General features: G+C 53.5%; 24 protein-coding genes. 15 read left to right on the top strand and 9 right to left on the bottom strand.

Annotated elements, in window-relative coordinates; genetic code table 11:
- The first annotated feature begins 99 nt into the window (after nt 1-99).
- On the top strand, nt 100-1,335 hold the full coding sequence (locus tag U0026_RS21775) for an anaerobic sulfatase maturase (protein ID WP_062777382.1): 1,236 nt from the start codon (nt 100-102) through the stop codon (nt 1,333-1,335).
- 38 nt (nt 1,336-1,373) lie between these two features.
- On the opposite strand, the gene U0026_RS21770 is transcribed toward U0026_RS21775, so the two are convergent.
- The 5 genes from U0026_RS21770 to hemC all read right to left on the bottom strand — a co-directional run bounded on the left by U0026_RS21770 (nt 1,374) and on the right by hemC (nt 7,853).
- Nucleotides 1,374-3,026, bottom strand: a complete 1,653-nt coding sequence (locus tag U0026_RS21770) for a sulfatase-like hydrolase/transferase (protein ID WP_062777383.1) — start codon at nt 3,024-3,026, stop codon at nt 1,374-1,376.
- 724 nt (nt 3,027-3,750) lie between these two features.
- Nucleotides 3,751-4,947, bottom strand: a complete 1,197-nt coding sequence (gene hemY, locus U0026_RS21765; RefSeq protein WP_062777385.1) for a protoheme IX biogenesis protein HemY — start codon at nt 4,945-4,947, stop codon at nt 3,751-3,753.
- 3 nt (nt 4,948-4,950) lie between these two features.
- A complete protein-coding gene (hemX, locus tag U0026_RS21760) occupies nt 4,951-6,153 on the bottom strand; it encodes a uroporphyrinogen-III C-methyltransferase (protein WP_062777387.1) in 1,203 nt (400 codons plus the stop codon).
- A gap of 21 nt (nt 6,154-6,174) precedes the next feature.
- Nucleotides 6,175-6,915: a uroporphyrinogen-III synthase gene (gene hemD, locus U0026_RS21755; RefSeq protein WP_062777389.1), complete on the bottom strand. Its 741-nt coding sequence runs from the start codon at nt 6,913-6,915 to the stop codon at nt 6,175-6,177.
- On the bottom strand, nt 6,912-7,853 hold the full coding sequence (hemC, locus tag U0026_RS21750; RefSeq protein WP_062777391.1) for a hydroxymethylbilane synthase: 942 nt from the start codon (nt 7,851-7,853) through the stop codon (nt 6,912-6,914). Before hemC ends, hemD begins: the two co-directional genes overlap by 4 nt.
- Nucleotides 7,854-8,262: 409 nt before the next feature.
- Here hemC and cyaA point away from each other — a divergent pair, with 409 nt between their 5' ends.
- Nucleotides 8,263-10,812, top strand: a complete 2,550-nt coding sequence (gene cyaA, locus U0026_RS21745) for a class I adenylate cyclase (RefSeq protein WP_062777393.1) — start codon at nt 8,263-8,265, stop codon at nt 10,810-10,812.
- A 138-nt stretch (nt 10,813-10,950) separates the two neighbouring features.
- Here cyaA and cyaY read toward each other — a convergent pair whose 3' ends face one another.
- On the bottom strand, nt 10,951-11,271 hold the full coding sequence (gene cyaY / locus U0026_RS21740; protein ID WP_062777395.1) for an iron donor protein CyaY: 321 nt from the start codon (nt 11,269-11,271) through the stop codon (nt 10,951-10,953).
- Between the two features lie 138 nt (nt 11,272-11,409).
- Here cyaY and lptM point away from each other — a divergent pair, with 138 nt between their 5' ends.
- From lptM to corA, 8 genes are all read left to right on the top strand, one after another.
- Complete coding sequence (gene lptM, locus U0026_RS21735) at nt 11,410-11,613, top strand: LPS translocon maturation chaperone LptM (RefSeq protein WP_062777397.1); 204 nt, start codon at nt 11,410-11,412, stop codon at nt 11,611-11,613.
- A gap of 35 nt (nt 11,614-11,648) precedes the next feature.
- Entirely contained in the window at nt 11,649-12,473 is an 825-nt protein-coding gene (gene dapF / locus U0026_RS21730; RefSeq protein WP_062777399.1) for a diaminopimelate epimerase, read from the top strand.
- Entirely contained in the window at nt 12,470-13,177 is a 708-nt protein-coding gene (locus U0026_RS21725) for a DUF484 domain-containing protein (RefSeq protein ID WP_062777401.1), read from the top strand. The genes dapF and U0026_RS21725 overlap by 4 nt, the downstream gene beginning before the upstream one ends.
- Complete coding sequence (gene xerC / locus U0026_RS21720; protein ID WP_062777403.1) at nt 13,174-14,076, top strand: tyrosine recombinase XerC; 903 nt, start codon at nt 13,174-13,176, stop codon at nt 14,074-14,076. Before U0026_RS21725 ends, xerC begins: the two co-directional genes overlap by 4 nt.
- Complete coding sequence (yigB, locus tag U0026_RS21715; protein ID WP_062777405.1) at nt 14,076-14,792, top strand: 5-amino-6-(5-phospho-D-ribitylamino)uracil phosphatase YigB; 717 nt, start codon at nt 14,076-14,078, stop codon at nt 14,790-14,792. The genes xerC and yigB overlap by 1 nt, the downstream gene beginning before the upstream one ends.
- Nucleotides 14,793-14,855: 63 nt before the next feature.
- Nucleotides 14,856-17,018, top strand: coding sequence for a DNA helicase II (gene uvrD / locus U0026_RS21710; protein WP_062777407.1), 2,163 nt, complete (start codon nt 14,856-14,858; stop codon nt 17,016-17,018).
- 147 nt (nt 17,019-17,165) lie between these two features.
- On the top strand, nt 17,166-17,222 hold the full coding sequence (ysgD, locus tag U0026_RS21705; RefSeq protein WP_218007475.1) for a YsgD/CorL family protein: 57 nt from the start codon (nt 17,166-17,168) through the stop codon (nt 17,220-17,222).
- Nucleotides 17,223-17,373: 151 nt separating this feature from the next.
- Nucleotides 17,374-18,324 (top strand): magnesium/cobalt transporter CorA, encoded by a 951-nt coding sequence (gene corA / locus U0026_RS21700; protein ID WP_062777409.1) that lies wholly within the window; start codon nt 17,374-17,376, stop codon nt 18,322-18,324.
- 90 nt (nt 18,325-18,414) lie between these two features.
- Here the strand turns inward: corA and rarD are convergent, their stop codons facing one another.
- Nucleotides 18,415-19,308 (bottom strand): EamA family transporter RarD, encoded by an 894-nt coding sequence (rarD, locus tag U0026_RS21695; protein WP_062777411.1) that lies wholly within the window; start codon nt 19,306-19,308, stop codon nt 18,415-18,417.
- 50 nt (nt 19,309-19,358) lie between these two features.
- Nucleotides 19,359-19,826 carry an acyl-CoA thioesterase YigI gene (gene yigI, locus U0026_RS21690; RefSeq protein WP_062777413.1) on the bottom strand — a complete coding sequence of 156 codons (468 nt, stop codon included), beginning with the start codon at nt 19,824-19,826 and terminating at the stop codon, nt 19,359-19,361.
- A gap of 160 nt (nt 19,827-19,986) precedes the next feature.
- On the opposite strand from yigI, the gene pldA reads away from it, so the two are divergent.
- The 3 genes from pldA to rhtC all read left to right on the top strand — a co-directional run bounded on the left by pldA (nt 19,987) and on the right by rhtC (nt 23,506).
- A complete protein-coding gene (gene pldA, locus U0026_RS21685; RefSeq protein ID WP_062777415.1) occupies nt 19,987-20,853 on the top strand; it encodes a phospholipase A in 867 nt (288 codons plus the stop codon).
- A 118-nt stretch (nt 20,854-20,971) separates the two neighbouring features.
- A complete protein-coding gene (recQ, locus tag U0026_RS21680) occupies nt 20,972-22,801 on the top strand; it encodes an ATP-dependent DNA helicase RecQ (RefSeq protein WP_062777417.1) in 1,830 nt (609 codons plus the stop codon).
- 81 nt (nt 22,802-22,882) lie between these two features.
- Nucleotides 22,883-23,506 carry a threonine export protein RhtC gene (gene rhtC / locus U0026_RS21675; protein ID WP_062777419.1) on the top strand — a complete coding sequence of 208 codons (624 nt, stop codon included), beginning with the start codon at nt 22,883-22,885 and terminating at the stop codon, nt 23,504-23,506.
- A 40-nt stretch (nt 23,507-23,546) separates the two neighbouring features.
- Here rhtC and rhtB read toward each other — a convergent pair whose 3' ends face one another.
- Nucleotides 23,547-24,167 carry a homoserine/homoserine lactone efflux protein gene (rhtB, locus tag U0026_RS21670; protein WP_062777421.1) on the bottom strand — a complete coding sequence of 207 codons (621 nt, stop codon included), beginning with the start codon at nt 24,165-24,167 and terminating at the stop codon, nt 23,547-23,549.
- A 109-nt stretch (nt 24,168-24,276) separates the two neighbouring features.
- On the opposite strand from rhtB, the gene pldB reads away from it, so the two are divergent.
- Both pldB and yigL read left to right on the top strand, forming a co-directional pair.
- Nucleotides 24,277-25,269, top strand: coding sequence for a lysophospholipase L2 (gene pldB, locus U0026_RS21665; RefSeq protein WP_062777423.1), 993 nt, complete (start codon nt 24,277-24,279; stop codon nt 25,267-25,269).
- A gap of 40 nt (nt 25,270-25,309) precedes the next feature.
- Nucleotides 25,310-26,110 carry a sugar/pyridoxal phosphate phosphatase YigL gene (yigL, locus tag U0026_RS21660; protein ID WP_062777425.1) on the top strand — a complete coding sequence of 267 codons (801 nt, stop codon included), beginning with the start codon at nt 25,310-25,312 and terminating at the stop codon, nt 26,108-26,110.
- Nucleotides 26,111-26,122: the final 12 nt, after the last annotated feature.

Here is a 26,122-nt window from a genome sequence, read left to right as displayed (position 1 = left end):
GCTCACCTCACGCCGCAATAAACGCCTCTTTTGCTTTTCTTCACCGCAGTACTATCCCTTCTTCCTTATGGATACCATTTTGCTCAGGAAGGAGTGAACATGCTGCAACAGGTACCGACGCGAGCGTTTCACGCGATGGCCAAACCAAGCGGGTCAGAGTGTAATCTGAACTGCACCTACTGCTTTTACCTCGAAAAACACGCCCTGTATTCCACTCGTCCGACGCTGCGTATGGATGATGCCACGCTGGAAGCCTACGTTCGTCACTACATTGCTGCCAGCGAGCCGCAAGATGAGATTGCCTTTACCTGGCAGGGCGGTGAACCCACTTTGCTGGGTCTCGATTTCTATCGTCGCGCCGTTGCCCTGCAACAAAAATATGGCGAGGGTCGGCGGATCGCTAACAGCTTTCAGACCAACGGCGTGCTGCTGGATGATAAGTGGTGTGCCTTTCTGGCGCAGCAGCAGTTTCTGGTCGGACTTTCTCTGGATGGCCCTGCGGAGATCCATAATCAGTATCGCGTGACGAAAGGCGGTCGCCCGACGCATAAACTGGTGATGCGCGCGCTAACCCTGCTGCAAAAGCATCGCGTTAACTACAACGTGCTGGCCTGCGTTAACCGTACCAGCGCGCGTGAACCTCTTCTGGTGTATGATTTTTTATGCGAGGCGGGCGTTGAGTTCATCCAGTTTATCCCCGTTGTTGAACGTCTGGCAGATGAGCGTGCCGCACAGGCCGGGCTGACGCTTCATGCGCCGGGTGAAATGAAAGGCACCTTGACCGAGTGGTCGGTACATCCTGAGGATTATGGCGATTTTCTGGTGACGGTATTTGACCGATGGATCCAACGTGACGTAGGGCGCGTTTTCGTGATGAACATTGAGTGGGCTTTCGCCAGCTTTGTCGGTGCGCCAGGCGTGGTTTGCCATCATCAGCCAACCTGTGGACGCTCGCTGGCCGTGGAGCATAACGGTGACGTCTACGCTTGCGACCATTATGTTTACCCTGAGTATCAGCTTGGTAATTTGCACCACGATACTTTTGCCAGCATGGTTGACTCCCCAGCGCAGGAACAGTTTGGTAAAGACAAGTACACGCATTTACCTACGCAGTGTCGTGAGTGTCAGGTGTTGAAAGCCTGCTGGGGCGGCTGTCCGAAGCAACGATTTATGCCGACGGCATCCGGTGAACCGGGATTGCACTATCTGTGTGCCGGGTTCCAGCGCTATTTCCGTCACCTGCCGCCGTATCTGAAAGCCATGGCCGATCTGCTGGCAAGCGGGCGTCCGGCTAGCGATATTATGCGGGCCAATCTGGTGAAGGTTAGCAAATAAGAAAAACCCACTTCCAATAAGGAAGTGGGCGAGAAGATTTACAGTTTGATTTGTACCTTCGGTGGGTATTTCTGCAGGATTTTCATGTAGTCATGAACTTCAGTCTGTAGCGGCACGCCCATCGGTATATGACGCACACCCACAGATTCGCTTTCCTGTGGGTCTGTATACAGGTTAAAGATCATGGTGCCTGCTGTTGGCATCACCGCACCCGTGAAACCGCCCTGATAGCCACTCTGCGTAAACGCATATGGCTGTTGAATCAGCATGTGATACTTGAACTCATCAATACGCACCGCCGAGAGCTGACCGTTCAGGAAGTAGTGCTCCGCCTTACGGTTAGACTGGCCGTTAGTGCCGATAAAGAATGAAGACTGATCGATACCGTCGATAAAGGTGGTATTCGGCACCAGTTTTGACACTTCTGCGCCCGGCTTACCGGCCAGAGCCAGCGCCGTTGGGAACAGATCCGCCAGATCGACAATGCCGTCAGATTTACGCGACTGGATCATCCCTTTCCAGTAAACGAATGTTGGCACACGCACGCCGCCTTCCCAGGTCGATCCTTTCGCGCCACGGAATGGCGTGCGACCGTGTGGCGGAACTTCCGCTTCTGGGCCATTATCGGAGGTAAAGACAATCAGCGTGTTATCAAGCTGACCGTTTTTCTCCAGCGTTTTATACAGGTTGCCGAAGATATCGTTCATTTCGACCATGCAATCGCTGTAGGAAGTGCGCGCCGGTGAGCTACCCGCATATTTGGCGTTCGGATAGTTATCGAAGTGACAGCCGCGCGTGCCGTAATACAGGAAGAATGGCTTATCGTTTTTCGTCATCTTATTGAGGAAATCGACGCCGTATTGCATCCAGCGCTGGTCGAGGTCTTCCATATATTTCGGCGTGATATCCGCAATGGCTTCTTGCTTGCCACCGCGTACCGCATGAACATCATCTTTGCTAAACGGCAAATTTTTGATGTACTCGGAGCGGGCAGGGCTAAGCGCTACTTCCGGGTTCACGTGAACGTCGCGCCATTCGGTATACATATCAGAGACGGAGTTGAAGCCACGGAAGTCATCAAAGCCCACATTCTGCGGCTGTGAACCTTCGTTCTCGCCCATGTGCCATTTACCGATAGCCTGAGTCACATACCCTTGATCGTGCAGCAGCTGTGGTAACGTTGTTAACCCTTCCAGCCCGCCTGGCATGCCGTACATTGGCGGCATCAGAATACCGTGGTGAACGGAATATTGTCCGGTCAATATGGTCGCACGAGTAGGGGAGGAGCTTGGCTGTGAATAGGCGGAGGTGAGAATCAGACCCTGACTGGCGACCGCATCGATATCGGGGGTCGGATTACCGACTGCGACGCCGCCACCGTTGAAACCGACATCCATCCAGCCTACATCATCGAGTATGAAAATGATGACGTTCGGTTTCTTGCCGGTTTTTTTCTCTATCTCCGCCAGCTTCTGCTGGGTTTCTTTATTCTGCTCGGGATGCATTATTACCGGCATCATATTATCGGCGATGCTGGTGGTCGGTTTTACTAAATACTGATTGGGATGATCGTAACCGGAATAACCTGGTTTAACCGTCGCCACTGCAGGTGTATCCGCGGCATTAGCGAGTGCGGGAAGCGCGGTAATAACGGCAAGCGCGAGCAGCTTTCGAGGAAATGATAAATCCATTATAGATTCTCCATAATACATATATATATTCGATAAATAGCAGTGCTGTGGTCTCGGAGCCGCTCGGTGATTGATGAATGCTATAACTGCATAATACTTATGAATATATTTATGGTGTGAGCAGCGCCATATCTTGTCGTGCTCAGAATCTTATACCTGATATTTTTATGCTGTAAATAAAAGGAGGGAAGAGATGCGAGGCCAACTGTATTCTAAATTGTTACTTCATCTTTAAATATAAAATTAGTAAATGAATAAAATTTAAACATCTCTATTTTTTATTTATCATATATTTGTTTTAGGCAGAATATCAGTTTTAGATGGGAAAAATGTGTGTTCCCATCAGCCGATTTTTCCCTGCGTATCATGCTAGCACTTGACCTGATTATTTTTATGTAACGGGAGGTGTCTTCCCTTAGGATCCTGTGACATAATGCGCCGCGTAGATGCTCATTCCATCTCTTATGTTCGCCTTTGGCCTCATAAACCCAGGAATGACGCAGAGCCGTTTACGGTGCTTATCGTCCACTGACAGATGTCGCTTTCGCCTCATCAGACACCATGGACATTACGTTGAGTGAAGCACCAATATGTTGTCGAATTAAACCTGTTTAACGCCTGCTCCGAATACGAGCAGGCGTTTTTTTATGCCTGAACAGAGACTCTGTACTGCCTGAAGCCATAAAAAAAGGGACCTCCCGGTCCCTTTTTGAAAACCCCAGCTTTACGCTTGCGGGTTATTTTGCAACGTTAGCATTAGCCCTTCACGGCGCATTGTCGCGGCCTCTTCCGGCTGTTTCAGACGGTCGAGCACGTCGGCAAGCCAGGCATAATCGAAGGCATCCGGGCGCTGCTTAAGAGCGGCGCGGAAAGCGAGACTCGCTTCCTGCCATTCACCGTGTTTCATCAGCGACTGGCCCAGCGTGCTCCATAACAGTGGACGATCGCCCACCGTTTTAATTTGCTGGCGCAGCAGTTTTTCCATCTGTTCAGGATTGTTGGTGTGCAGACGTGGGATCAGCATCACCAGACGATCGTCATACTGGCGCTTCAGGCCATCGATGATGATCTGCTGGGCGGTGTCATGATCGTCACATTCAATTAAGTGTTCGGCGATGGCAACCTGCAATGCCACCTGATGGCGAGTTTTACGGCTCTGATTCTTCCACCAGTCACGTAAACCTTCGCTACCCTGATCATCACGCACTTGATCCATGAGACCAATCCACGCTTGCTGCTCCAGCGCGTTGCGGTGGGCATCATCACCGACCTGGGCTTTGGCCATCGACGGGATAATGTCCAGCAGAGAACTCCAGGCACCGGTCTGAATATAGGCTTGTTCAGCCAAACGCAGCACTTCCGGATGACGTGGCGCAATCTCCAGCAGCTTATCAATGCCATGGCGTGCCGCATGATTTTCATTGCGGGCAAGCTGTAAGCGAACACGGGTGATTTCGACCGGAATCAGATCGTTGCCGGCGTTTTCCGCTGCGCGTTGCAGATGCTGATTAGCACGAGCTTCATCACCACGCTGCTGCGCCGCTTCGGCTGCCAACAGATAGTTGACCACCGGCTGCTCCGCGTGATCGGCATTTTTCGACATCAGCTTTTCTACCTGCTGATAGTCGCCTTCCGCCAGCTTCAACAGCGCTTGCTCGGTTTGCTTACGTGCGCGACGGCGTTTACGCCCGACGAACCAGCCACGCGTATGGGCGCTGGTGCGGAAAATACGGCGCAGGATCCACTCCAGCGCGAACAGAACCACCATCAGCAAAATCATAATGATGACGAGTCCGGTCACGCTGGTTTCGATGTTGTAATTATCCGTTTGGATCAACACATAGCCCTGATGCCCGGCGACCATCGGACCGACCACTACGCCTGCTATCAGCAGTGCAAAGAGTAAGAGAACTTTCAGCATCGATTATTCTCCTTGTGGTGCAGCTGGCTGCTCAGTCACAGGCGCCGCGGCAGCAGGTTGTTCTGCGGCGGGTTGTGCGATAGCAGGTTGCGCCATCAGGTTACGTACCCGAGTCTGCATCAGTTTTTCCAGAATAGGCTGGCTTTCCAGCGTTTCTGGGACGTCCATCGAAATGCTCTGCTGGCTCAACGTTTCAATATCATTCAGGAACGTTTTAGTCGCCGCATCATCGGTGTCGTAGTAAGCGCGAACCCATGTTGAGACATTATCCAGCGCCTGCTTGTAGGTTTCATCCTGATGGCGCGGTACCGCTTGTACAGCCGCTAACAGCTGAGAACGGATATTTTCCCGTAGGTAGATATCCTGGTTTGGCGCCAGCAGCGGTACGGCGGTTTCATCACGGCGGCGAATGGTAATAAAGCTGTCCATAAAGTTCTGCCAGCTTTTTTGCAGATTAACGCGCCATTCACCCAGTGATGCAGACAGTTCGCTGTCGTCGTTATCCATCGGTGAACCATCGGTATTGTTATCGGCCAGACGCAGGTTATCGACCTGGTTTGCCAACTGATTCACCTTAAGAATGATGCCGTCGTAATCCACCTGAGAAACGGCGGCAAGACTGGCGATATCTTCAGTGATCGCCCGACGAGCTGCGATTAAACTGGGATCGTTCATATCGGCAAGGCTAGCATCGGCGCTTTTCAGCAGTGCGGCAGCGGTGGTGGCATCCTGATCGCTCCACAGTTTGCGCCCTGCCAGTTTCACGAGGAAATCAGCCTGCGAGAGCAACCAGGTTTTGGAGTCGGTACCTGAGATAGCGGCAACCTTTTGCTGGAGTTCATCAAGCTGCTTAGCCAGTTCACTCTGTTGGGCTTTCGCCTCTTCCAGTTGAGTCGCCTGCTGTTTGAGAGTGGTCTCCAGCGCCTCTTTTTGCGCATCCTGCGTTTTTTGCAGCGCAATAAGCTGATTCGCGAGCGTATCGCTGGTAGAGGACTGGTTGACGGCCTGCTGTTTGCCCCAGCCGTACAGGCCAACGCCTGCTGCCAGTGCAATGGCGATCGCGACCGCGCTCAACACCAGGCTAGTTTTCCCGCCGTTATTTTTTTTCTCAGCATTTTCTGGCTTACGAGTGTCGGGTTTTGGCGTGGTGTTCACGGCGTCCCTGGACTCTTCAACCACGGCGGAGTTTTCTTTTTGTTCCGTCATTATGGCTTCCAATTTTGAGAGTTATTGTAATGCGCGCAGCAGCGCATCGTTGTCTGCGCTATCGGCAACCTGAATATCCTGCCAGCCCATCTCCTGGGCAAGTTTTGCAATGCGTTCACTCACCACCAGTAACCGGCACTTAAGCAGCCAGTTTTCCCGGTACCAGAGAGGAATGAGCGTCAACAGTTGTTGCAACATTTCACCACTGGTGACCACAATCGTCGTGACTTCACGCGACTGCCAGCGCATCGCTTCTTCCGCGCCATCGTAGTGGATGGGGCTGCGTTGATAACATTCACAAAGCGTCACATCGGCACCCCGTGCGGTGAGGGTTTCAGCGAGCAATTCACGTCCGCCGTTACCACGCAAGATGAGCGCCTTTTTTCCCGCAATAGTTTGCAATTCAGGTAATTGTAGCAACACTTCGCTAATTTCCCGATCTAATGGATAACGAACATCGAGACCGTTGACCTGATGCAGGGCTAATGCCGTGGTGCGGCCAATCGCAAAATAGTGTGCCGAGGTTGGCCAGCGAAGGTGCTGTTGCTGTAGCTGCGCATGCGCGAAGCTGACGGCGTGTTGCGACAGCGCGAAAATTAAATCCCCGTCGCCCAATGTCTGCAACGATTGGCCGAGCGTATTCAGCTCTCGGCCGGGGGTAAAATCAATCAGTGGGAAACTCCAGGCCACTCGCCCCAGCGCGCGTAAACGGCTCACTAACTCTTCTCCTTGTGGAGAGGGGCGGGTTACCAGGATGGTCATACGGCGGCGTCTCCGTCGTAAACCGCAGCCAGAATCTCTCGGGCACCGTTATCCAGCAGTTCATCGGCCAGCTCAATACCCATGCGTTCGGCGTCTTCAGGTTTACCACGACGTTCGCCGCGTACCGTTTCACTGCCGTCCGGCGCACCAACCAGTGCGCGTAGCCACAACTCGCCGTCGATAAGCTCAGCATAGCTGCCAATAGGAACCTGACAGCCGCCTTCCAGGCGCGTATTCATGGCGCGCTCGGCGCACACGCGAACGGCGGTTTCGTCGTGGTTCAGCGGTGCGAGCAGTGCGCGAGTTTGCTCATCACCCAGGCGACATTCAATGCCGACTGCGCCTTGACCCACGGCCGGAAGCGATTCTTCTGGTGACATCGGTTGGCGGATGCGGGCATCCAGCTCAAGACGCTTGAGTCCAGCGACGGCCAAAATAATGGCATCGTAATCGCCGTTATCGAGTTTGCTTAGACGCGTGCCGACGTTCCCGCGCAGCGAGCGAATCACCAGATCCGGGCGGCGCTGGGCAATCTGGCACTGGCGACGCAGGCTGGAGGTGCCCACGATGCTTCCCGCTGGGAGGTCATCCATGCAGGTGAAATGGTTCGACACGAAGGCATCACGTGGGTCTTCGCGCTCACAAATGGTCACGAGGCCCAGTCCTTCTGGGAACTCGACGGGCACATCTTTCATTGAATGCACGGCGATATCGGCGCGATCTTCAAGCAGTGCCAGCTCAAGCTCTTTGACAAAAAGCCCCTTGCCACCCACTTTGGCCAGCGGAGTATCAAGGATAATGTCACCGCGGGTAACCATCGGGACAAGCGTCACCGTCAGCCCTGGATGGCAAGCCATCAGGCGTTCTTTTACATAGTACGCTTGCCAGAGAGCGAGCGGACTTTGGCGTGTGGCAATTCTCAAAACTTTGTCTAACATGCTTGTTACCGTCATTATCGTCCGTTGTTCATCCTAACATTGTTGACTTAATGATGTTAGTTTTCAGGGTTTCATACTCTGAACTAATCGCAATGCAGGAAACATGCCTGTTGTGTAAATGATGGCAGACGTAAACGGAGTTGTGTTTACCTGGTATTACTGGCACTGTCTTGATCGTATGCCGGGGTTTACAACAGCATTAGATGCTACACTTGTTGTAGTGCAACATTCTTTACCGTCAACCGGCAAGGTGTTAGATTGATCACGTTTTAAACCGATTTTTGCCCGAATTTTAATCATCACAACGGCGGGCGATAAACGGTAACGGTTCTTCTTGTTGAAATATTAAAAACCTCCGTACCTGCATTGTTTAAAGATACGTCGAGGTTTGAACATCAGGCGATATGTCTTGTACCTCTATATTGAGACGCTTAAACAGAGACTGGATGCCATCAACCAACTGCGTGTAGATCGCGCGCTTGCAGCCATGGGCCCTGCTTTCCAGCAGGTATACAGTCTACTGCCGACATTATTACATTATCATCATCCGCTGATGCCGGGTTACCTTGACGGTAACGTTCCCAAGGGCATCTGCATTTACACGCCTGATGAAACCCAACGTCATTACCTTGATGAGCTCGAACTGCATCGCGGCATGGCGCCGCAGATCTCCGCGAAGGGCGAGCTGCCGATAACAGGCATCTACTCGATGGGCAGCACCTCGTCCGTCGGCCAGAGCTGTTCTTCCGACCTCGATATCTGGGTCTGCCATCAGTCGTGGCTCGATAATGATGAACGCCAACTATTGCAACGAAAATGCAGCCTGCTGGAAAGCTGGGCGGCGTCGCTTGGCGTTGAAGTCAGCTTCTTCCTGATCGACGAAAACCGCTTCCGTCACAATGAAAGCGGCAGTCTCGGCGGCGAAGACTGCGGTTCAACACAGCATATTTTACTGCTCGACGAGTTTTACCGTACGGCGGTGCGCCTGGCCGGCAAACGTATTCTGTGGAATATGGTGCCGTGCGAAGAAGAAGAGCATTACGACGATTACGTCATGACGCTTTACGCTCAGGGTGTGCTGACGCCAAACGAATGGCTCGACCTCGGTGGATTGAGTTCGCTCTCCGCCGAAGAATACTTTGGCGCAAGCCTGTGGCAGCTCTATAAGAGTATCGACTCACCGTATAAAGCGGTGCTGAAAACTCTGCTGCTTGAAGCTTATTCTTGGGAATATCCTGGTACCCGCCTGTTGGCGAAAGATATTAAACAGCGCCTGCACGACGGCGAGATTGTCTCCTTTGGTCTCGACGCTTACTGCATGATGCTGGAGCGCGTCACTGAGTATCTGAAGGCCATTGAAGACGACACCCGTCTGGATCTCGTCCGCCGCTGCTTCTATCTGAAAGTGTGCGAAAAGCTCAGTCGTGAACGTGCCTGCGTTGGCTGGCGTCGTGAGGTGATTGGGCAACTGGTGAAAGAGTGGGGCTGGAGCGAAGAACGTCTGGCGATGCTCGACAACCGCGCCAACTGGAAAATCGATCAGGTGCGTGAAGCGCACAACGAACTGCTTGATGCCATGATGCAAAGCTACCGTAATCTGATCCGCTTTGCTCGCCGCAATAATCTCAGCGTATCCGCCAGTCCGCAGGATATCGGTGTGCTGACGCGTAAACTGTATGCGGCGTTTGAAGCATTGCCGGGTAAAGTGACGCTGGTTAACCCGCAAATTTCACCGGATCTTTCCGAACCGAATCTGACCTTTATCTATGTTCCGCCGGGACGTGCTAACCGTACGGGTTGGTATCTCTACAACCGCGCGCCGAACATGGAATCGATTGTTAGCCATCAGCCGCTGGAATATAACCGCTATCTTAATAAGCTGGTGGCCTGGGCCTGGTTTAACGGCCTGTTGACCTCTCGTACGCGCCTGTTTATCAAAGGCAATGAGATTGTCGATCTGGCGAAATTGCAGGAAATGGTCGCTGACGTATCGCACCACTTCCCGCTACGCCTGCCGTCGCCGACCCCGAAAGCACTGTACAGCCCGTGTGAAATTCGCCACCTGGCGATTATCGTTAACCTCGAATATGACCCGACGGCGGCTTTCCGCAATCAGGTCGTACATTTCGACTTCCGCAAGCTCGATATCTTCAGCTTCGGCGAAGACCAGAAATGCCTGGTCGGCAGCGTTGACCTGCTGTATCGCAACTCGTGGAACGAAGTGCGTACGCTGCACTTTAACGGCGAGCAGGCGATGATCGAGGCGTTGAAAACCATCCTCGGTAAAATGCACCAGGATGCTGCGCCGCCGGATAGCGTCGAAGTGTTCTGCTACAGCCAGCATCTGCGCGGCTTGATTCGTACCCGCGTGCAGCAACTGGTGTCTGAGTGTATCGAACTGCGCCTTTCAAGCACTCGCCATGAAACGGGCCGCTTCAAAGCGCTGCGCGTCTCCGGGCAGACTTGGGGTCTCTTCTTTGAGCGCCTGAATGTGTCGGTGCAGAAGCTGGAAAACGCCATTGAGTTCTATGGCGCGATTTCGCACAACAAGCTGCATGGTCTGTCGGTACAAGTTGAGACCAACCACGTGGAGTTACCACCGGTTGTTGATGGCTTTGCCAGCGAAGGGATTATCCAGTTCTTCTTTGAAGCATCGGGTGAAGAGCAGGGCTTTAATATCTATATTCTCGACGAGAGCAACCGCGCAGAGGTTTATCACCACTGTGAGGGGAGTAAAGAGGAGCTGGTGCGTGACGTCAGCCGTTTCTACTCATCGTCGCACGACCGCTTTACCTACGGCTCAAGCTTTATCAACTTCAACTTGCCGCAGTTCTATCAGATTGTGAAAGTCGATGGCCGCACGCAGGTGATCCCATTCCGTAGCCAGGCGATTACCCCACCGCCGCCGTCCAATCAGGACAACGATAATACGCCGCTGCTGCAGCAGTATTTTTCATAATATAAATCCCGGCGGCGCGTTGCTTGGCCGGGCTACCTGTCATTTGTAGCCCGGACGAGGCGTTTACGCCGACTCCGGGATTGCGCTTCAGTTGGTAGGCCGGATAAGGTGTTTACACCGCCATCCGGCAATTGGCGCTTAACGGAAGCTAACCGCTTCCCCCGCCTGCTGCGTTGCAGCTTGTTCCAGTAAATCCCAGAAGTTTTCACCGCTGCGGTCGCAAATCCACTCATCGCCTTTCAGGTCAAAATGGTAGCCGCCCTGCTTGGTTGCTAACCACACCTGGTGCAGTGGCTCCTGGCGATTAATGATAATTTTGCTGCCGTTATCAAAGCTAAGGGTCAGCACACCGCCATTGATCTCGCAGTCGATATCGCTGTCACCGTCCCAATTGTCCAGGCGCTCTTCAATGGTCATCCACAGGGTGTCGGCCAATTGATGAAATTCACTGTCGTTCATTGTTGTTTCCCGTTTTTTAGTGATTCGGCAGTATAGCGTGAAACAAATCACGTTGCAGTCAGGTGCTTAACACTTGCTTTTGCGGCTTCTCCTGCGATGATAGAAAACAGAAAGCATTGAACTACAGGCATCTTCACAATGAATAAGATTTTTCGACCGCTGGCATTGTTACTCGCATTGTTTAGCCTTGCTGGCTGCGGCCTGAAAGGCCCGCTTTATTTTCCTCCGGCTGATAAAACGGAAGCTCCACCGACCAAACCCGTGACCCCTCCGGTGCAAAGCGATACCCCGGATCGCAATGACCGTGGTGATTCCGGCGGGCCGACGCAGGTTAATTACTAATTTATACGTTCTGTTCCGCGCAACTGGAGTAGATGATGCAGTTTTCTAAAATGCATGGCCTCGGCAACGATTTCATGGTTGTCGACGCGGTAACGCAGAATGTTTTTTTCTCGCCAGAGCTGATTCGTCGCCTGGCGGACAGGCATCATGGTGTGGGCTTCGACCAACTGCTGGTCGTTGAGCCGCCTTACGATCCTGACCTGGATTTTCACTACCGCATCTTTAACGCTGACGGTAGCGAAGTATCGCAGTGTGGTAACGGTGCACGCTGTTTTGCTCGCTTCGTACGGCTGAAAGGCCTGACCAATAAACGTGACATCCGTGTGAGTACGGCAAACGGTCGTATGGTATTAACCGTAACGGACGACGAGCTGGTTCGCGTCAATATGGGTGAGCCGAACTTTGAGCCGTCGCAGGTGCCTTTCCGCGCCAATAAAGCGGAAAAGACCTATATTATGCGTGTAGCGGAACAGACAGTATTGTGCGGCGTGGTTTCTATGGGGAACCCGCACTGCGTGATTCAAGTCGATAACGTCGACACCGCGGCGGTCGAAACGCTAGGCCCGGTGATGGAAAGTCATGAACGCTTTCCTGAACGCGCAAACATTGGTTTTATGCAGATTGTCGCGCGTGAACATATCCGTTTGCGCGTGTATGAACGCGGTGCCGGTGAAACTCAGGCCTGCGGAAGCGGTGCTTGCGCGGCGGTCGCGGTCGGCATTCAACAAGGTTTGTTGGCGGAAGAAGTGCGCGTGGAATTGCCGGGCGGGCGTCTTGATATCGCCTGGAAAGGCCCGGGCCAACCGTTGTTTATGACTGGCCCGGCGGCACACGTCTATGACGGATTTATTCATCTATGAAACATGTCGGGGAAGAACAACAGGATGCCACTGCGTTGTTAAATGACCACGCAGTTATTGATTATCTGTTGCAACATCCTGAATTCTTTATTCGAAATTCTGCGGTTGTCGAGCAAATGCGCGTACCGCACCCGGTGCGGGGAATGGTGTCGCTGGTTGAGTGGCACATGGCGCGCTCGCGCAACTATATCGCCATGCTGGAAGAGAATATGGATCAGCTGATGGATCAGGCGGCAGTCAATGAAGGCCTGTTCTATCGTCTGCTGCATCTGCAAAACCGGCTGGCTTGCGCTGAAAGTCTGGATGACCTCCTGTTACGCTTTCACCGTTGGGCGCGCGAATTGGGTTTGGCGGGAGCATCGCTGCGGCTATTCTCCGATCGCTGGCGCTTAGGTGCGCCGTCGAAATATACCCATCTGGTTCTTTCGCGTCAGGCGTTCGAGCCGCTGCGTATACAGCGCTTAGGCCAATCAAATCACTATCTTGGTAATCTTAACGGCCCAGAGCTTTTGCTGGTGCTGCCAGAAGCCAAAGCCGTGGGTTCCGTGGCCATGTCGATGATGGGCAGTGATGGGGATCTGGGCGTTATCTTGTTCAGCAGCCGTGACCCGCAGCATTACCAGCCGGGACAGGGGACGCAGCTGTTACAGGAGATTGCGCTGATGCTACCGGGTCTGCTGGAACGTTGGATTGAACGCGTATGACCGACATCTCTCTGGCGCCCGCCGTCACGCGCTTTTTGCGCTATCTGGGCGTAGAGCGTCAGCTTAGCCCGATAACATTGCTGAACTATCAGCGTCAGCTTGATGCCATTATTGAACTGGCCGCCGCAATGGGCATGCAGAATTGGCAACAATGTGATGCTGCGATGGTACGTAGTTTCGCCACCCGTAGCCGGCGTAAAGGCTTGGGAGCAGCGAGCCTGGCGCTACGCCTGTCAGCACTGCGCAGTTTCTTTGATTGGATGGTCAGCCAGGGCGAGCTACCGGCGAATCCTGCAAAAGGGATTGCGGCCCCGAAAGCCCCGCGCCATCTTCCTAAAAATATCGACGTCGACGACGTCAACCGCCTGTTGGATATCGATCTCAATGACCCGCTGGCAGTACGCGACCGCGCGATGCTTGAAGTGATGTACGGCGCGGGTTTGCGATTATCCGAACTGGTTGGGCTGGATATCAAACATCTCGATTTAGATACCGGCGAAGTCTGGGTGATGGGTAAAGGCAGCAAAGAACGCCGCCTGCCAATTGGCCGTAATGCCGTGGCGTGGATTGAGCACTGGCTGGATTTACGCGGATTGTTTGGCGGTGATGATGATGCGCTGTTTCTGTCGAAGTTGGGCAAACGTATTTCCGCGCGTAATGTGCAAAAACGCTTTGCCGAATGGGGCATCAAGCAGGGGCTGAACAGCCATGTAAATCCCCATAAACTGCGCCACTCGTTTGCTACCCATATGCTGGAGTCGAGCGGCGATCTGCGCGGTGTGCAGGAGTTGTTAGGCCATGCGAACCTCTCGACCACTCAAATCTATACCCACCTTGATTTTCAACACCTTGCTACGGTGTACGATGCGGCGCATCCACGCGCCAAACGGGAGAAATAATGCGTTTTTATCGACCGCTGGGCACCATTGCCGCGTTGACCTTTGACCTTGACGATACCCTTTACGATAACCGCCCGGTCATTGACCGGACGATGCAAGAGTCGCTGGCTTTTATTCGCGGATATCATCCGGCACTGGCGAATTTTGACGCGCGCATGTTGCAAGGCTGGCGTGATGAACTGCTGAAAAGCGAACCGGAAATTTACCACGACGTCACCGAGTGGCGCTGGCGTGCGCTGGAATTTGGTCTGCGTCAGGCGGGGCTAACGGCACAAGAAGCTGCCAATGGCGCTGATGCGGCAATGGCTAATTTTGCCGAGTGGCGTAGCCGGATCGATGTACCACAGGAAACCCACGATACGCTGACTGCGCTTGCGAAAAAATGGCCGCTGGTGGCGATCACCAACGGTAACGCTCAGCCGGAACTGTTCGGCCTGAGTGGCTACTTCCAGTTTGCGTTGCGCGCGGGTCCCGACGGGCGATCCAAGCCATACGCCGATATGTACCATTTGGCGGCTGAAAAACTGAATGTACCGCTGGCCCAAATCCTCCACGTGGGCGATGACCTTACCACCGACGTTGCGGGCGCTATCCGCTGCGGCATGCAGGCGTGCTGGATCAAACCGGAAAATGCTGACCTGATGCAGACCGCCGACAGCCGTTTGTTGCCGCACATTGAGATTTCGCGGTTGGCATCTCTGACCTCGCTGATATAATCGTCAATAACTCTGTATAAATTCCCAGTGTATTACTGGGCCTCTATTTTTCCGGCGGTGCCAATGGACGTTTCTTACCTGCTCGACAGCCTCAACGATAAACAGCGCGAAGCCGTCGCGGCTAAGCGCACCAATATGCTGGTGCTGGCGGGTGCAGGCAGTGGTAAGACGCGCGTGCTGGTACACCGTATCGCCTGGCTGCAAAGCGTGGAAAACTGCTCGCCGTATTCCATCATGGCAGTGACCTTTACCAACAAAGCGGCGGCGGAAATGCGCCACCGTATCGCGCAGTTGATGGGAACCTCTCAGGGTGGGATGTGGGTCGGTACCTTCCACGGGCTGGCACACCGACTGCTGCGCGCCCACCATCTGGACGCCAACCTGCCGCAGGATTTCCAAATCCTCGACAGCGAAGATCAGCTGCGTTTGCTGAAACGTCTGATCAAGGCGATGAACCTTGATGAGAAGCAGTGGCCGCCGCGTCAGGCGATGTGGTTTATCAACAGCCAGAAGGACGAAGGGCTGCGCCCGCATCATCTGCAAAGCTACGGCAATCCGGTGGAGCAGACCTGGCAGAAGGTCTATCAGGCCTATCAGGAAGCGTGTGACCGTGCCGGATTGGTGGATTTCGCCGAGCTGCTGCTGCGCGCTCACGAGCTGTGGTTTAACAAGCCGCATATCCTTCAGCACTACCGTGAACGTTTCTCGAATATTCTGGTGGATGAATTCCAGGATACCAACAACATTCAGTACGCGTGGATCCGCCTGCTGGCCGGTGACACTGGCAAGGTGATGATCGTTGGCGACGACGACCAGTCAATTTACGGCTGGCGTGGGGCACAGGTAGAAAACATCCAGCGCTTCCTGAACGATTTTCCCGGCGCCGAAACTATTCGTCTTGAGCAGAACTACCGCTCGACCAATAACATTCTGAGCGCCGCGAACGCCCTGATTGAAAACAACAACGGACGTCTGGGGAAAAAGCTGTGGACCGATGGCGTTGATGGCGAACCGATCTCTCTTTACTGTGCGTTTAACGAACTCGACGAAGCGCGTTTCGTCGTCAATCGTATTAAAACCTGGCAGGACAACGGCGGCGCGCTGGAACAGTGCGCCATTCTCTACCGTAGCAACGCCCAATCGCGTGTGCTGGAAGAGGCATTGTTGCAGGTCAGTATGCCGTACCGTATCTACGGGGGAATGCGATTCTTCGAGCGCCAGGAAATCAAAGATGCGCTCTCTTACCTGCGCCTGATCTCCAACCGTAATGACGATGCCGCCTTTGAGCGCGTGGTGAATACGCCAACGCGCGGCATTGGTGATCGTACGCTGGACGTGGTGCGTCAGACTTCGCGGGAGCGCCAGCTGACGCTGTGGCAAGCCTGTCGCGAGCTGTTGCAAGAAAAAGCCCTGGCCGGGCGCGCAGCAAGCGCGCTACAGCGCTTTATGGAGCTGATTGACGCGCTGGCACAGGAAACCGCCGATATGCCGCTGCACGTGCAGACGGACAGGGTGGTGAAAGACTCTGGCCTGCGCATGATGTATGAGCAGGAAAAGGGCGAGAAAGGCCAGACGCGTATCGAAAACTTAGACGAACTGGTGACGGCAACGCGCCAGTTCAGCTACAACGATGAAGAAGAAGATTTACTGCCGTTGCAGGCGTTTCTCTCCCATGCTGCGCTGGAAGCTGGGGAAGGTCAGGCCGACACCTGGCAGGATGCGGTACAGCTGATGACCCTGCACTCGGCCAAAGGCCTGGAGTTCCCGCAGGTGTTTATCGTTGGTATGGAAGAGGGCATGTTCCCAAGCCAGATGTCGTTGGATGAAGGCGGGCGTCTGGAAGAAGAGCGTCGCCTGGCCTATGTTGGCGTCACCCGTGCCATGCAAAAGCTGACGTTAACCTACGCGGAAACACGCCGTCTGTATGGTAAAGAGGTGTATCACCGTCCGTCGCGCTTTATCGGTGAGCTGCCAGAAGCGTGCGTAGAAGAAGTGCGTTTGCGCGCTACGGTAAGTCGTCCGGTCAATCATCAGCGCATGGGCACTCCGATGGCGGAAAACGATACCGGCTATAAGCTGGGGCAGCGCGTTCGCCATGCCAAGTTTGGTGAAGGGACTATCGTCAATCTGGAAGGTAGTGGTGAACATAGCCGACTGCAGGTTGCGTTCCAGGGGCAAGGAATCAAATGGCTAGTGGCAGCCTATGCTAGATTGGAAACGGTATAACTTTCAGAAAAATATCATTATTTTGTAACGAACTGCTAGCCTTACTGAAGAGAAGGTAATTATTGCCGGTTAGCGTTTCGTTGCGTGTTGACGCCGTTTTTTTGCTGGCGTAACATGCGCGCACGATTACGCTAAGAGGACAAAGCCTTGGACACACCCAGTAGATGCTGGCTCACCTTCCTGTCATCCAGGAACAACTCCTAAGGCTATCCTCTTATGCTGATAGCCTTAGCGGTTGTCAGCGACTCGTATTGATCCCGTCGCAATGAGTCAGGCTGTTTAATGGTCTGAAACCTCTGTAGTTTCTGTGTGCCCACCGGCTGTCCGATAATTTTTTGCATTGGGAGTCCCGGTCATGCTGAGCGCATTTCAACTGGAAAAAAATCGTTTAACGCGTCTTGAAGCGGACGAGATTGAACACCTGGCCAGCTCGGTCTGGGTTGATTTAGTCGAGCCGGATGACGATGAACGAAACCGTGTGCAAAAGGATTTGGGCCAGAACCTGGCCACGCGCCCTGAACTGGAAGACATCGAAGCATCCGCACGTTTTTTTGAAGACGAAGACGGCCTGCACATCCACTCCTTCTTCTTTTATGAAGATGCGGACGATCACGCAGGTAACTCAACCGTCGCATTTACTATCCGCGAAGGACGCCTGTTTACTCTGCGCGAACGCGAACTGCCAGCGTTTCGCCTGTACCGTATGCGTTCGCGTAGCCAGCTCATGGTGGACGGTAACGCCTACGAATTGCTGCTCGATCTGTTCGAAACCAAAATCGAACAACTGGCGGATGAAATTGAAAATATCTACAGTGATCTGGAAAAGCTCAGCCGTGTGATTATGGAAGGGCGTCAGGGCGATGAGTACGATGATGCACTTTCAACGCTGGCAGAACTGGAAGATATCGGCTGGAAGGTGCGCCTGTGTCTGATGGATACCCAGCGCGCGCTGAACTTCCTGGTGCGTAAGGCACGTCTGCCAGCAAACCAGCTTGAGCAAGCGCGTGAAATCCTGCGAGATATCGAATCCCTGCTGCCGCACAACGAATCCCTGTTCCAGAAGGTTAACTTCCTGATGCAGGCGGCGATGGGCTTTATCAATATCGAGCAGAACCGCATCATCAAGATCTTCTCGGTGGTATCCGTGGTATTCCTGCCGCCAACGCTTGTGGCATCCAGCTATGGGATGAACTTTGAGTTTATGCCGGAGCTGCGCTGGAGCTTTGGTTATCCAGGGGCGATTATCTTTATGATTCTGGCGGGACTTGCGCCGTATTTGTACTTTAAGCGCAAGAACTGGCTGTAACGTGTGTGCCGGATGGCTGCGATGCCTTATCCGGCCTACAAACAATGACGAATCGTAGGCCGGATAAGCGAAGCGCCATCCGGCAACACCTTAACCCCGACGGCCCCGTCGCTGGGTATAAATCGCATCCATCACAAATACCGCCAGTGCGACCCAGATAAACGCAAAGGTCACCATCTTATCCGCCCCCGGCACTTCGCCGTAGAACGTTACCGCCAACAGGAACATCAGCGTTGGGCCGATATACTGGAAGAAACCGAGCGTCGATAGGCGCAGACGGGTTGCTGCACCGGTAAAGCACAGCAAGGGAATCGTCGTGACCACACCTGCGGCAATCAGCAGCAGATTGAGCGACCACGGGTTATTTCCCATATGACTCGTTGCGCTGTCGGCAATGCCGAAGAGATAAATCGCCGCTAGCGGCAGCAGCCAGAGTGTTTCAAACAGCATGCCGGTCTGCGCATCAACGGCGATTTTCTTACGCACCAGGCCGTAGAACGCGAAGCTAAACGCTAATCCTAATGCGATGAGCGGGAGCGAACCGAACGTCCATAGCTGTACCAGCACGCCGCAAATCGCCAGAATCACCGCCAGCCATTGCATCCGTCGAAAGCGCTCGCCGAGGAAAATCATCCCCAACACAATGTTCACCAGTGGGTTAACAAAGTACCCCAGGCTGGCTTCCAGCATGTGATGGTTATTGACTGACCAGATAAACAGCAGCCAGTTACCGCCAATCAGTACTGCCGAAAGTGCTAGCAGAAAGACCTTTTTTGGGGTTTTGAGCAGCGTTCTGACCTGCGACCACTGACGGCTGATGCTGATCAGCGCCACCATAAAGAAAAATGACCAGATGACGCGATGAGTCAGTATCTCATCGGCGGGAACGTAGTAAATCAACTTAAAGTAGGCGGGAGCGATGCCCCAGATAAAATAGGCGGCAAGGGCAAGAAGCACGCCCTGACGCGTCTGTTTGGGATCCATGAGAAACATCCATTTCGAAAAAGTCACGCAATGTTACGCGATTATGGCGGTTATCCCACCATATATGTCGCGGTGGCGCTGGCGATATGCGTTTGTTCTTCGTTGTGCAACTCCACGCGGGCCACGGCAACCTTATTCCCTGCGCGCAGGAGCGTACTGGTGGCGGTAAAACGAGTACCGCGGCCAGGGCGTAAATAGTCTACACGCAGATCGATAGTGCCCATTTTTGACAACCGCTGGCGCAGCTCGTCTTCATTGATCGTGTCATGGCGAGCCAGCGTACTGCCTACGCACACCAGACCGGCTGCAACATCCAATGCCGAGGCAATCACCCCTCCGTGCAGAATACTTTGTGCCCAGTTGCCGACCATCATCGGTTGATTGTTAAAACTCAGCTGCGCGAAGGCCTTTTCGTAGACCTCCAGCTCGAGATTCAGCGCCCGGTTAAACGGCATGTGGTAGACAAATATTTCCCCAACCAGCTTGAGAGCGTCTTCGGCGGTGAGTTGTGCAGACATAGTGACCTTGCATTTTATGTTAATGAAATGTTGATTTTATGCTTATCGCACGATGATTTCTACTTTAGGAAAGGTTTGATGAGCAAGACCGGCACAAACAGGTAGAATACGTGTCATTTTGTTATTCATTGTTTTTATATATCTCAGGGGAAAGTGACTGATGCGGTTCTCATGGAGTGGGTTACTGGCGCTACTGCTGCCTATCTCAGCGTTTGCGCAGGAAGCAACAATTAAAGAAGTGCATGATGTGCCCGCAGTGCGCGGCAGTATTATCGCCAATTTGCTGCAAGAGCATGATAATCCATTCACGCTCTATCCTTATGAGAGTAACTACCTGCTGTACACCTGGACCAGCGATCTCAATAAAGAGGCGATTCGCACCTATAACTGGGCAGAGAATGCGCGCAAGGATGAGGTCAAATTCCAGCTGAGCCTGGCATTCCCGCTATGGCGTGGGATCCTGGGAGATAACTCGGTGCTGGCCGCATCTTATACACAGCGCTCATGGTGGCAACTCTCCAATAGCGATGAGTCCGCGCCGTTTCGTGAAACGAACTATGAACCACAGGTATTCCTCGGTTTCGCGACCGATTACCGGTTTGCGGGCTGGACCCTACGTGACGTTGAAATGGGCTACAACCATGATTCTAATGGTCGTTCCGACCCGACTTCCCGCAGCTGGAACCGTCTCTATGCTCGTCTGATGGCGCAAAACGGCAACTGGCTGGTAGAAGTGAAGCCGTGGTACGTGCTGGGTGAAACCGATGACAACCCGGATATCACCAAGTATATGGGCTATTACCGGCTGAAAATCGGTTACCAGTTAGGCGATGCGGTACTCAGCGCACAGGGGCAATATAACTGGAACACCGGCTACGGCGGTGCAGAGTTGGGGGTGAGTTACCCGATAACTAAGCACGTTCGTTTTTATACCCAAGTTTACAGCGGTTATGGTGAGTCACTTATCGACTATAACTTTAACCAGACTCGTGTGGGTGTTGGTGTGATGCTTAACGATCTGTTTTAACAGCGTATCCGTCGGTTTGTTGCGAGCATTACCGAAGGATTTCGTCTAAAACGTTGCAGTTTGGCACGCAGGCGCTGAAAATAGCGCCTGTTTTTATTTTACGGTGAATGGGGTCAATGTGGCACAGGCGGAAGTTTTGAATCAGGGATCGCTGGCTAAACAGGTTTTGCAGGAGACCTTTGGCTACCAGCAATTTCGCCCGGGCCAGGAAACCATCATCGATACCGTGCTGGAAGGACGCGACTGTTTAGTTGTGATGCCGACCGGCGGCGGTAAATCGCTGTGTTATCAGATCCCTGCACTGGTACTTGATGGCCTGACGGTGGTGGTTTCACCGCTGATTTCTTTGATGAAAGACCAGGTCGATCAGTTGCTGGCAAACGGCGTGGCGGCAGCCTGCATCAACTCCACCCAGACCCGTGAACAGCAGCAAGAAGTAATGGCCGGGTGTCGTACCGGGCAGATTCGCTTACTGTATATCGCCCCGGAACGCCTGATGCTGGATAACTTCCTTGAGCATCTGGCGCACTGGAATCCGGTGATGCTGGCGGTGGATGAAGCGCACTGTATTTCCCAATGGGGGCATGATTTCCGCCCGGAATATGCTGCCCTAGGGCAACTGCGTCAGCGTTTCCCATCACTGCCGTTTATGGCGCTCACCGCGACGGCTGATGACACCACCCGCAGCGACATTGCCCGTCTGCTGGGGCTTAACGATCCGCTGATCCAAATCAGTAGTTTTGACCGCCCAAATATCCGCTACATGCTGATGGAGAAGTTTAAGCCTCTCGACCAGTTGATGCGCTATGTGCAGGAGCAGAAAGGTAAATCGGGCATTATTTACTGTAACAGCCGTTCGAAAGTTGAGGATACCGCCGCGCGTCTGCAAAGCCGTGGCATTAGCGCGGGAGCCTATCATGCCGGACTGGAACATACCGTTCGTGCCGATGTGCAGGAGAAATTCCAGCGAGATGACCTGCAAATCGTAGTCGCTACCGTTGCGTTTGGGATGGGTATCAACAAACCGAACGTCCGTTTCGTGGTGCATTTTGATATTCCGCGCAATATTGAATCTTACTATCAGGAAACCGGCCGTGCCGGGCGTGATGGCTTACCTGCGGAAGCGATGCTGTTTTACGATCCGGCCGATATGGCCTGGCTGCGTCGCTGCCTGGAAGAAAAACCGGCGGGAATGCTGTTAGATATTGAACGTCATAAGCTCAACGCGATGGGGGCCTTTGCTGAAGCGCAGACCTGCCGTCGTCTGGTGTTGCTCAACTACTTTGGTGAAGGACGTCAGGAGCAGTGCGGTAACTGCGATATCTGCCTCGACCCACCGAAACAATATGATGGTGCACAGGACGCCCAGATTGCGCTTTCCACCATTGGCCGCGTTAACCAGCGCTTTGGTATGGGCTATGTGGTTGAGGTGATTCGCGGGGCCAACAGCCAGCGTATTCGCGATTTCGGCCATGACAAACTCAAAGTTTATGGAATGGGCCGCGAAAAGAGCCACGAACATTGGGTGAGTGTAATCCGCCAACTGATCCACCTTGGATTTGTCACTCAGAATATCGCCCAGCATTCGGCACTACAGCTCACCGATGCTTCCCGTCCGGTGTTACGCGGTGAAGCGCCGCTCCAGCTTGCGGTGCCGCGTATCGTGGCGTTGAAGCCTCGGGTGATGCAGAAAGCCGCGGTGGGCAATTATGACCGCCAGCTGTTTGCCAAACTGCGTAAGCTGCGTAAAGCGATTGCCGATGAAGAAAATATCCCGCCATACGTGGTCTTCAACGACGCGACGCTGATTGAGATGGCTGAACAAATGCCGGTTTCACCTAGCGATATGCTGAGTGTGAACGGTGTGGGTACGCGCAAACTTGAGCGTTTCGGCCGTGAGTTTCTGGCGCTGATTCGCGCCCACGTCGATGGTGACGATGAAGAGTAGTCAGCCCACGTAAAAAGTGTCAGGATAGTCACTCACTGTACTATTTTTCCGCGAATTTATCGTCCCGTTGGTAGGTCTATCATGATTACGCTGTTTCTTACCGTGGCGCTGGTGCACATCATTGCGTTGATGAGCCCGGGGCCGGACTTCTTCTTTGTGTCTCAAACTGCTGTTAGCCGCTCGCGAAAAGAAGCGATGATGGGCGTGCTGGGGATCACCGGCGGCGTGATGGTCTGGGCGGGCGTTGCGCTGCTCGGCCTGCATCTGATTATCGAAAAAATGGCGTGGCTGCATACCATTATCATGGTCGGCGGTGGCCTGTATCTGTGCTGGATGGGTTACCAGATGCTGCGTGGGGCGCTAAAAAAAGAGACATCTGCGGTGGCAGAAGAACCTCAGGTTGAACTGGCCCAAGGTGGACGCAGCTTTATGAAAGGCTTGCTGACAAACCTGGCCAATCCAAAAGCGATTATCTATTTTGGCTCTGTGTTCTCGCTGTTTGTTGGCGATAACGTCGGTGCGGGTGAGCGCTGGGGCATCTTCGTCCTGATTATTCTTGAAACGCTGGCCTGGTTCACCGTTGTCGCCAGCCTGTTTGCGCTACCGGCGATGCGCCGTGGTTACCAGCGTGCCGCGAAATGGATCGACGGTATAGCCGGAACCCTGTTTGCGGGATTTGGTATTCATCTGATTATTTCGCGTTAAGGGTTTAGCCCACTCAAACAAATGTGTGAGTGGGCAGCTATCACGCGTGCCGCGCCGACGCCAGCAGTGCACCCACCAGCATAAACAACGAACCAAACACCTTATTCAATGCCTTCATCTGTTTCGGCCCCTTAATCCAGGTCGAGATTCGCTGGGCCAGCGTGGCGTAGCCAATCATCACAATAATATCCACGACGATGGTCGTCACGCCGAGCACGAGATACTGCATCACCTGCGGCTGATCCGGGGAGATAAACTGCGGGAAAAGTGCTGCAAGAAACACGATGCTTTTAGGATTGGTCAGGTTAACAAAAACCGCTCGCTGGAAAAGCTTTCCGCGAGTTTGCGTTTTCGCCAGTGTTTTCAGATCGATAGAACCTGCTGCACGCCATTGTTGGATCCCGAGCCAGATAAGATAGGCAACACCTGCCCATTTCAGTACCTCAAATGCCAACACCGAGCGAGAAAAGAGCGTCCCAAGACCCACGCCAACCAGCACGATGTGAATCGCCAGCCCGGTTTGTAGACCGGCAATGGAAGCCGCAGCGCCCCGGTAGCTGTGGTTTATCGAGGTGGTCATGGTATTAATCGCCCCTGAGCCCGGTGACAGGCTGAGAATTATGGATGTGAGCAGGTAGGCGAACCACCATTCGAAGGTCATGAGAAACTCCCTGATTGTCTGTTTTTATGCCACAATACGCTATTGTATAGGCGCTGTGTTGAGCGTCACAAAAAAACAATTTTCAGCGGTTAACTGGGGTGGAAGCCCGATGTTTCAACAGCAAAAGGATTGGGAAACAAGAGAAAACGCCTTTGCTGCGTTTACCACCGGCCCACTGACGACGTTCTGGCGCGGGCGGGAAGAAGCGGAGTTTATCGGTGTCGATCGTGTTCCTGTACGGTTTGTTCGTTTCAGTTCTCCGGCGCATGACCGCGTAATTGTGGTCTGCCCTGGACGAATTGAAAGCTACGTAAAGTACGCCGAACTGGCGTACGATCTTTTCCACGGTGGTTTTGATGTGTTGATTATCGACCACCGTGGGCAGGGACGGTCTGGACGCATGCTGTCGGATTCACATCGTGGGCATGTCGCGAATTTTAGCGACTATGTCGATGATCTTGATGCTTTTTGGCAGCAAGAAGTGGTTCCGGGGCGCTGGCGGCAGCGGTTTATTCTCGCCCACTCGATGGGCGGCGCGATTGCGACACAATTTTTGCAACGCAAACCCCAGGGCTGTGATGCCATCGCGCTTTGTGCGCCGATGTTCGGTATTATTATGCGTCTGCCGGAGTGGGTTGTCAGACCGCTTCTCGATTGGGCTGAGGGCCATCAGCGTGTTCGGGAAGGGTATGCAATGGGGACGGGCCGATGGTACGCGTTACCGTTCGGCGTTAACACCTTAACCCATAGCCGCGAGCGCTACCGGCGTAATGTCCGTTTTTATGCGGATGAACCCCGGCTACGCGTGGGCGGGCCCACGTACCATTGGGTGCGAGAAGGTATTCTGGCGGGAGAACAAATCCTGGCAAATGCCGCGACGGACACTTTCCCCGTGCTGCTGATTCAGGCGGAGGAAGAACGCGTCGTTGATAATCGCATGCACGATCGTTATTGTGAAATTCGCGCCGAAGCGGGCCATCCTTGCGATGGCGGTAAGCCGCTTGTCATACAAGGTGCCTATCATGAGATCCTTTTTGAAAAGGACGCTATGCGCTCAGTCGCGCTCACTGCCATCGTCGATTTTTTCCATCGACATCGTTAATTCGGCGCCAGCGCCGCACTTTTAGAGGTTAAATTCGAATATGTACCAGGTTGTTGCGTCTGATTTAGATGGTACCTTACTCTCCCCTGATCACCACTTAACGCCATACGCAAAAGAGACTCTCAAGTTGCTGACCGAGCGCGGTCTGAACTTCGTCTTCGCGACCGGGCGTCACTACATTGATGTTGGGCAGATCCGCGATAACCTCGGGATCAAATCCTACATGATCACCTCGAACGGCGCGCGGGTACACGATGCTGATGGCAACCAGGTATTCGCCCATAACCTGGACCGCGATATTGCGACCGATCTCTTCGGGATGGTGAATGCCAACCCGGATATCGTCACCAACGTTTATCGTGATGATGAATGGTTTATGAATCGCCATCGTCCGGAAGAGATGCGTTTCTTCAAAGAAGCGGTCTTCAACTACACGTTATATGAGCCGGGTTTGCTGGAGCCGGAAGGCGTGAGCAAGGTGTTCTTTACCTGCAACGACCACGAAACGCTGCTACCGCTGGAGCAGGCCATTAACGCGCGCTGGGGCGATCGCGTTAATGTGAGTTTCTCTACTCTGACCTGTCTGGAAGTGATGGCGGGTGGCGTATCTAAAGGCCACGCGCTGGAAGCGGTGGCAAAAGCGATGGGCTACACGTTGAAAGACTGTATCGCCTTTGGCGATGGCATGAACGACGCAGAAATGCTGTCGATGGCCGGTAAAGGCTGCATTATGGAAGGTGCCCATCAGCGCCTGAAGGATCTTCACCCCGATCTGGAAGTGATAGGTTCTAACGCTGATGATGCGGTTCCACACTACCTGCGCAATTTGTACCTTGATTAAAAAGTGACAACT

The organism is Kluyvera intermedia (assembly GCF_034424175.1).
GTDB lineage: Bacteria > Pseudomonadota > Gammaproteobacteria > Enterobacterales > Enterobacteriaceae > Kluyvera > Kluyvera intermedia.
The sequence above is the reverse complement of the archived record's forward strand: the minus strand, read 5'-3'. Positions and strand labels throughout refer to the sequence as shown.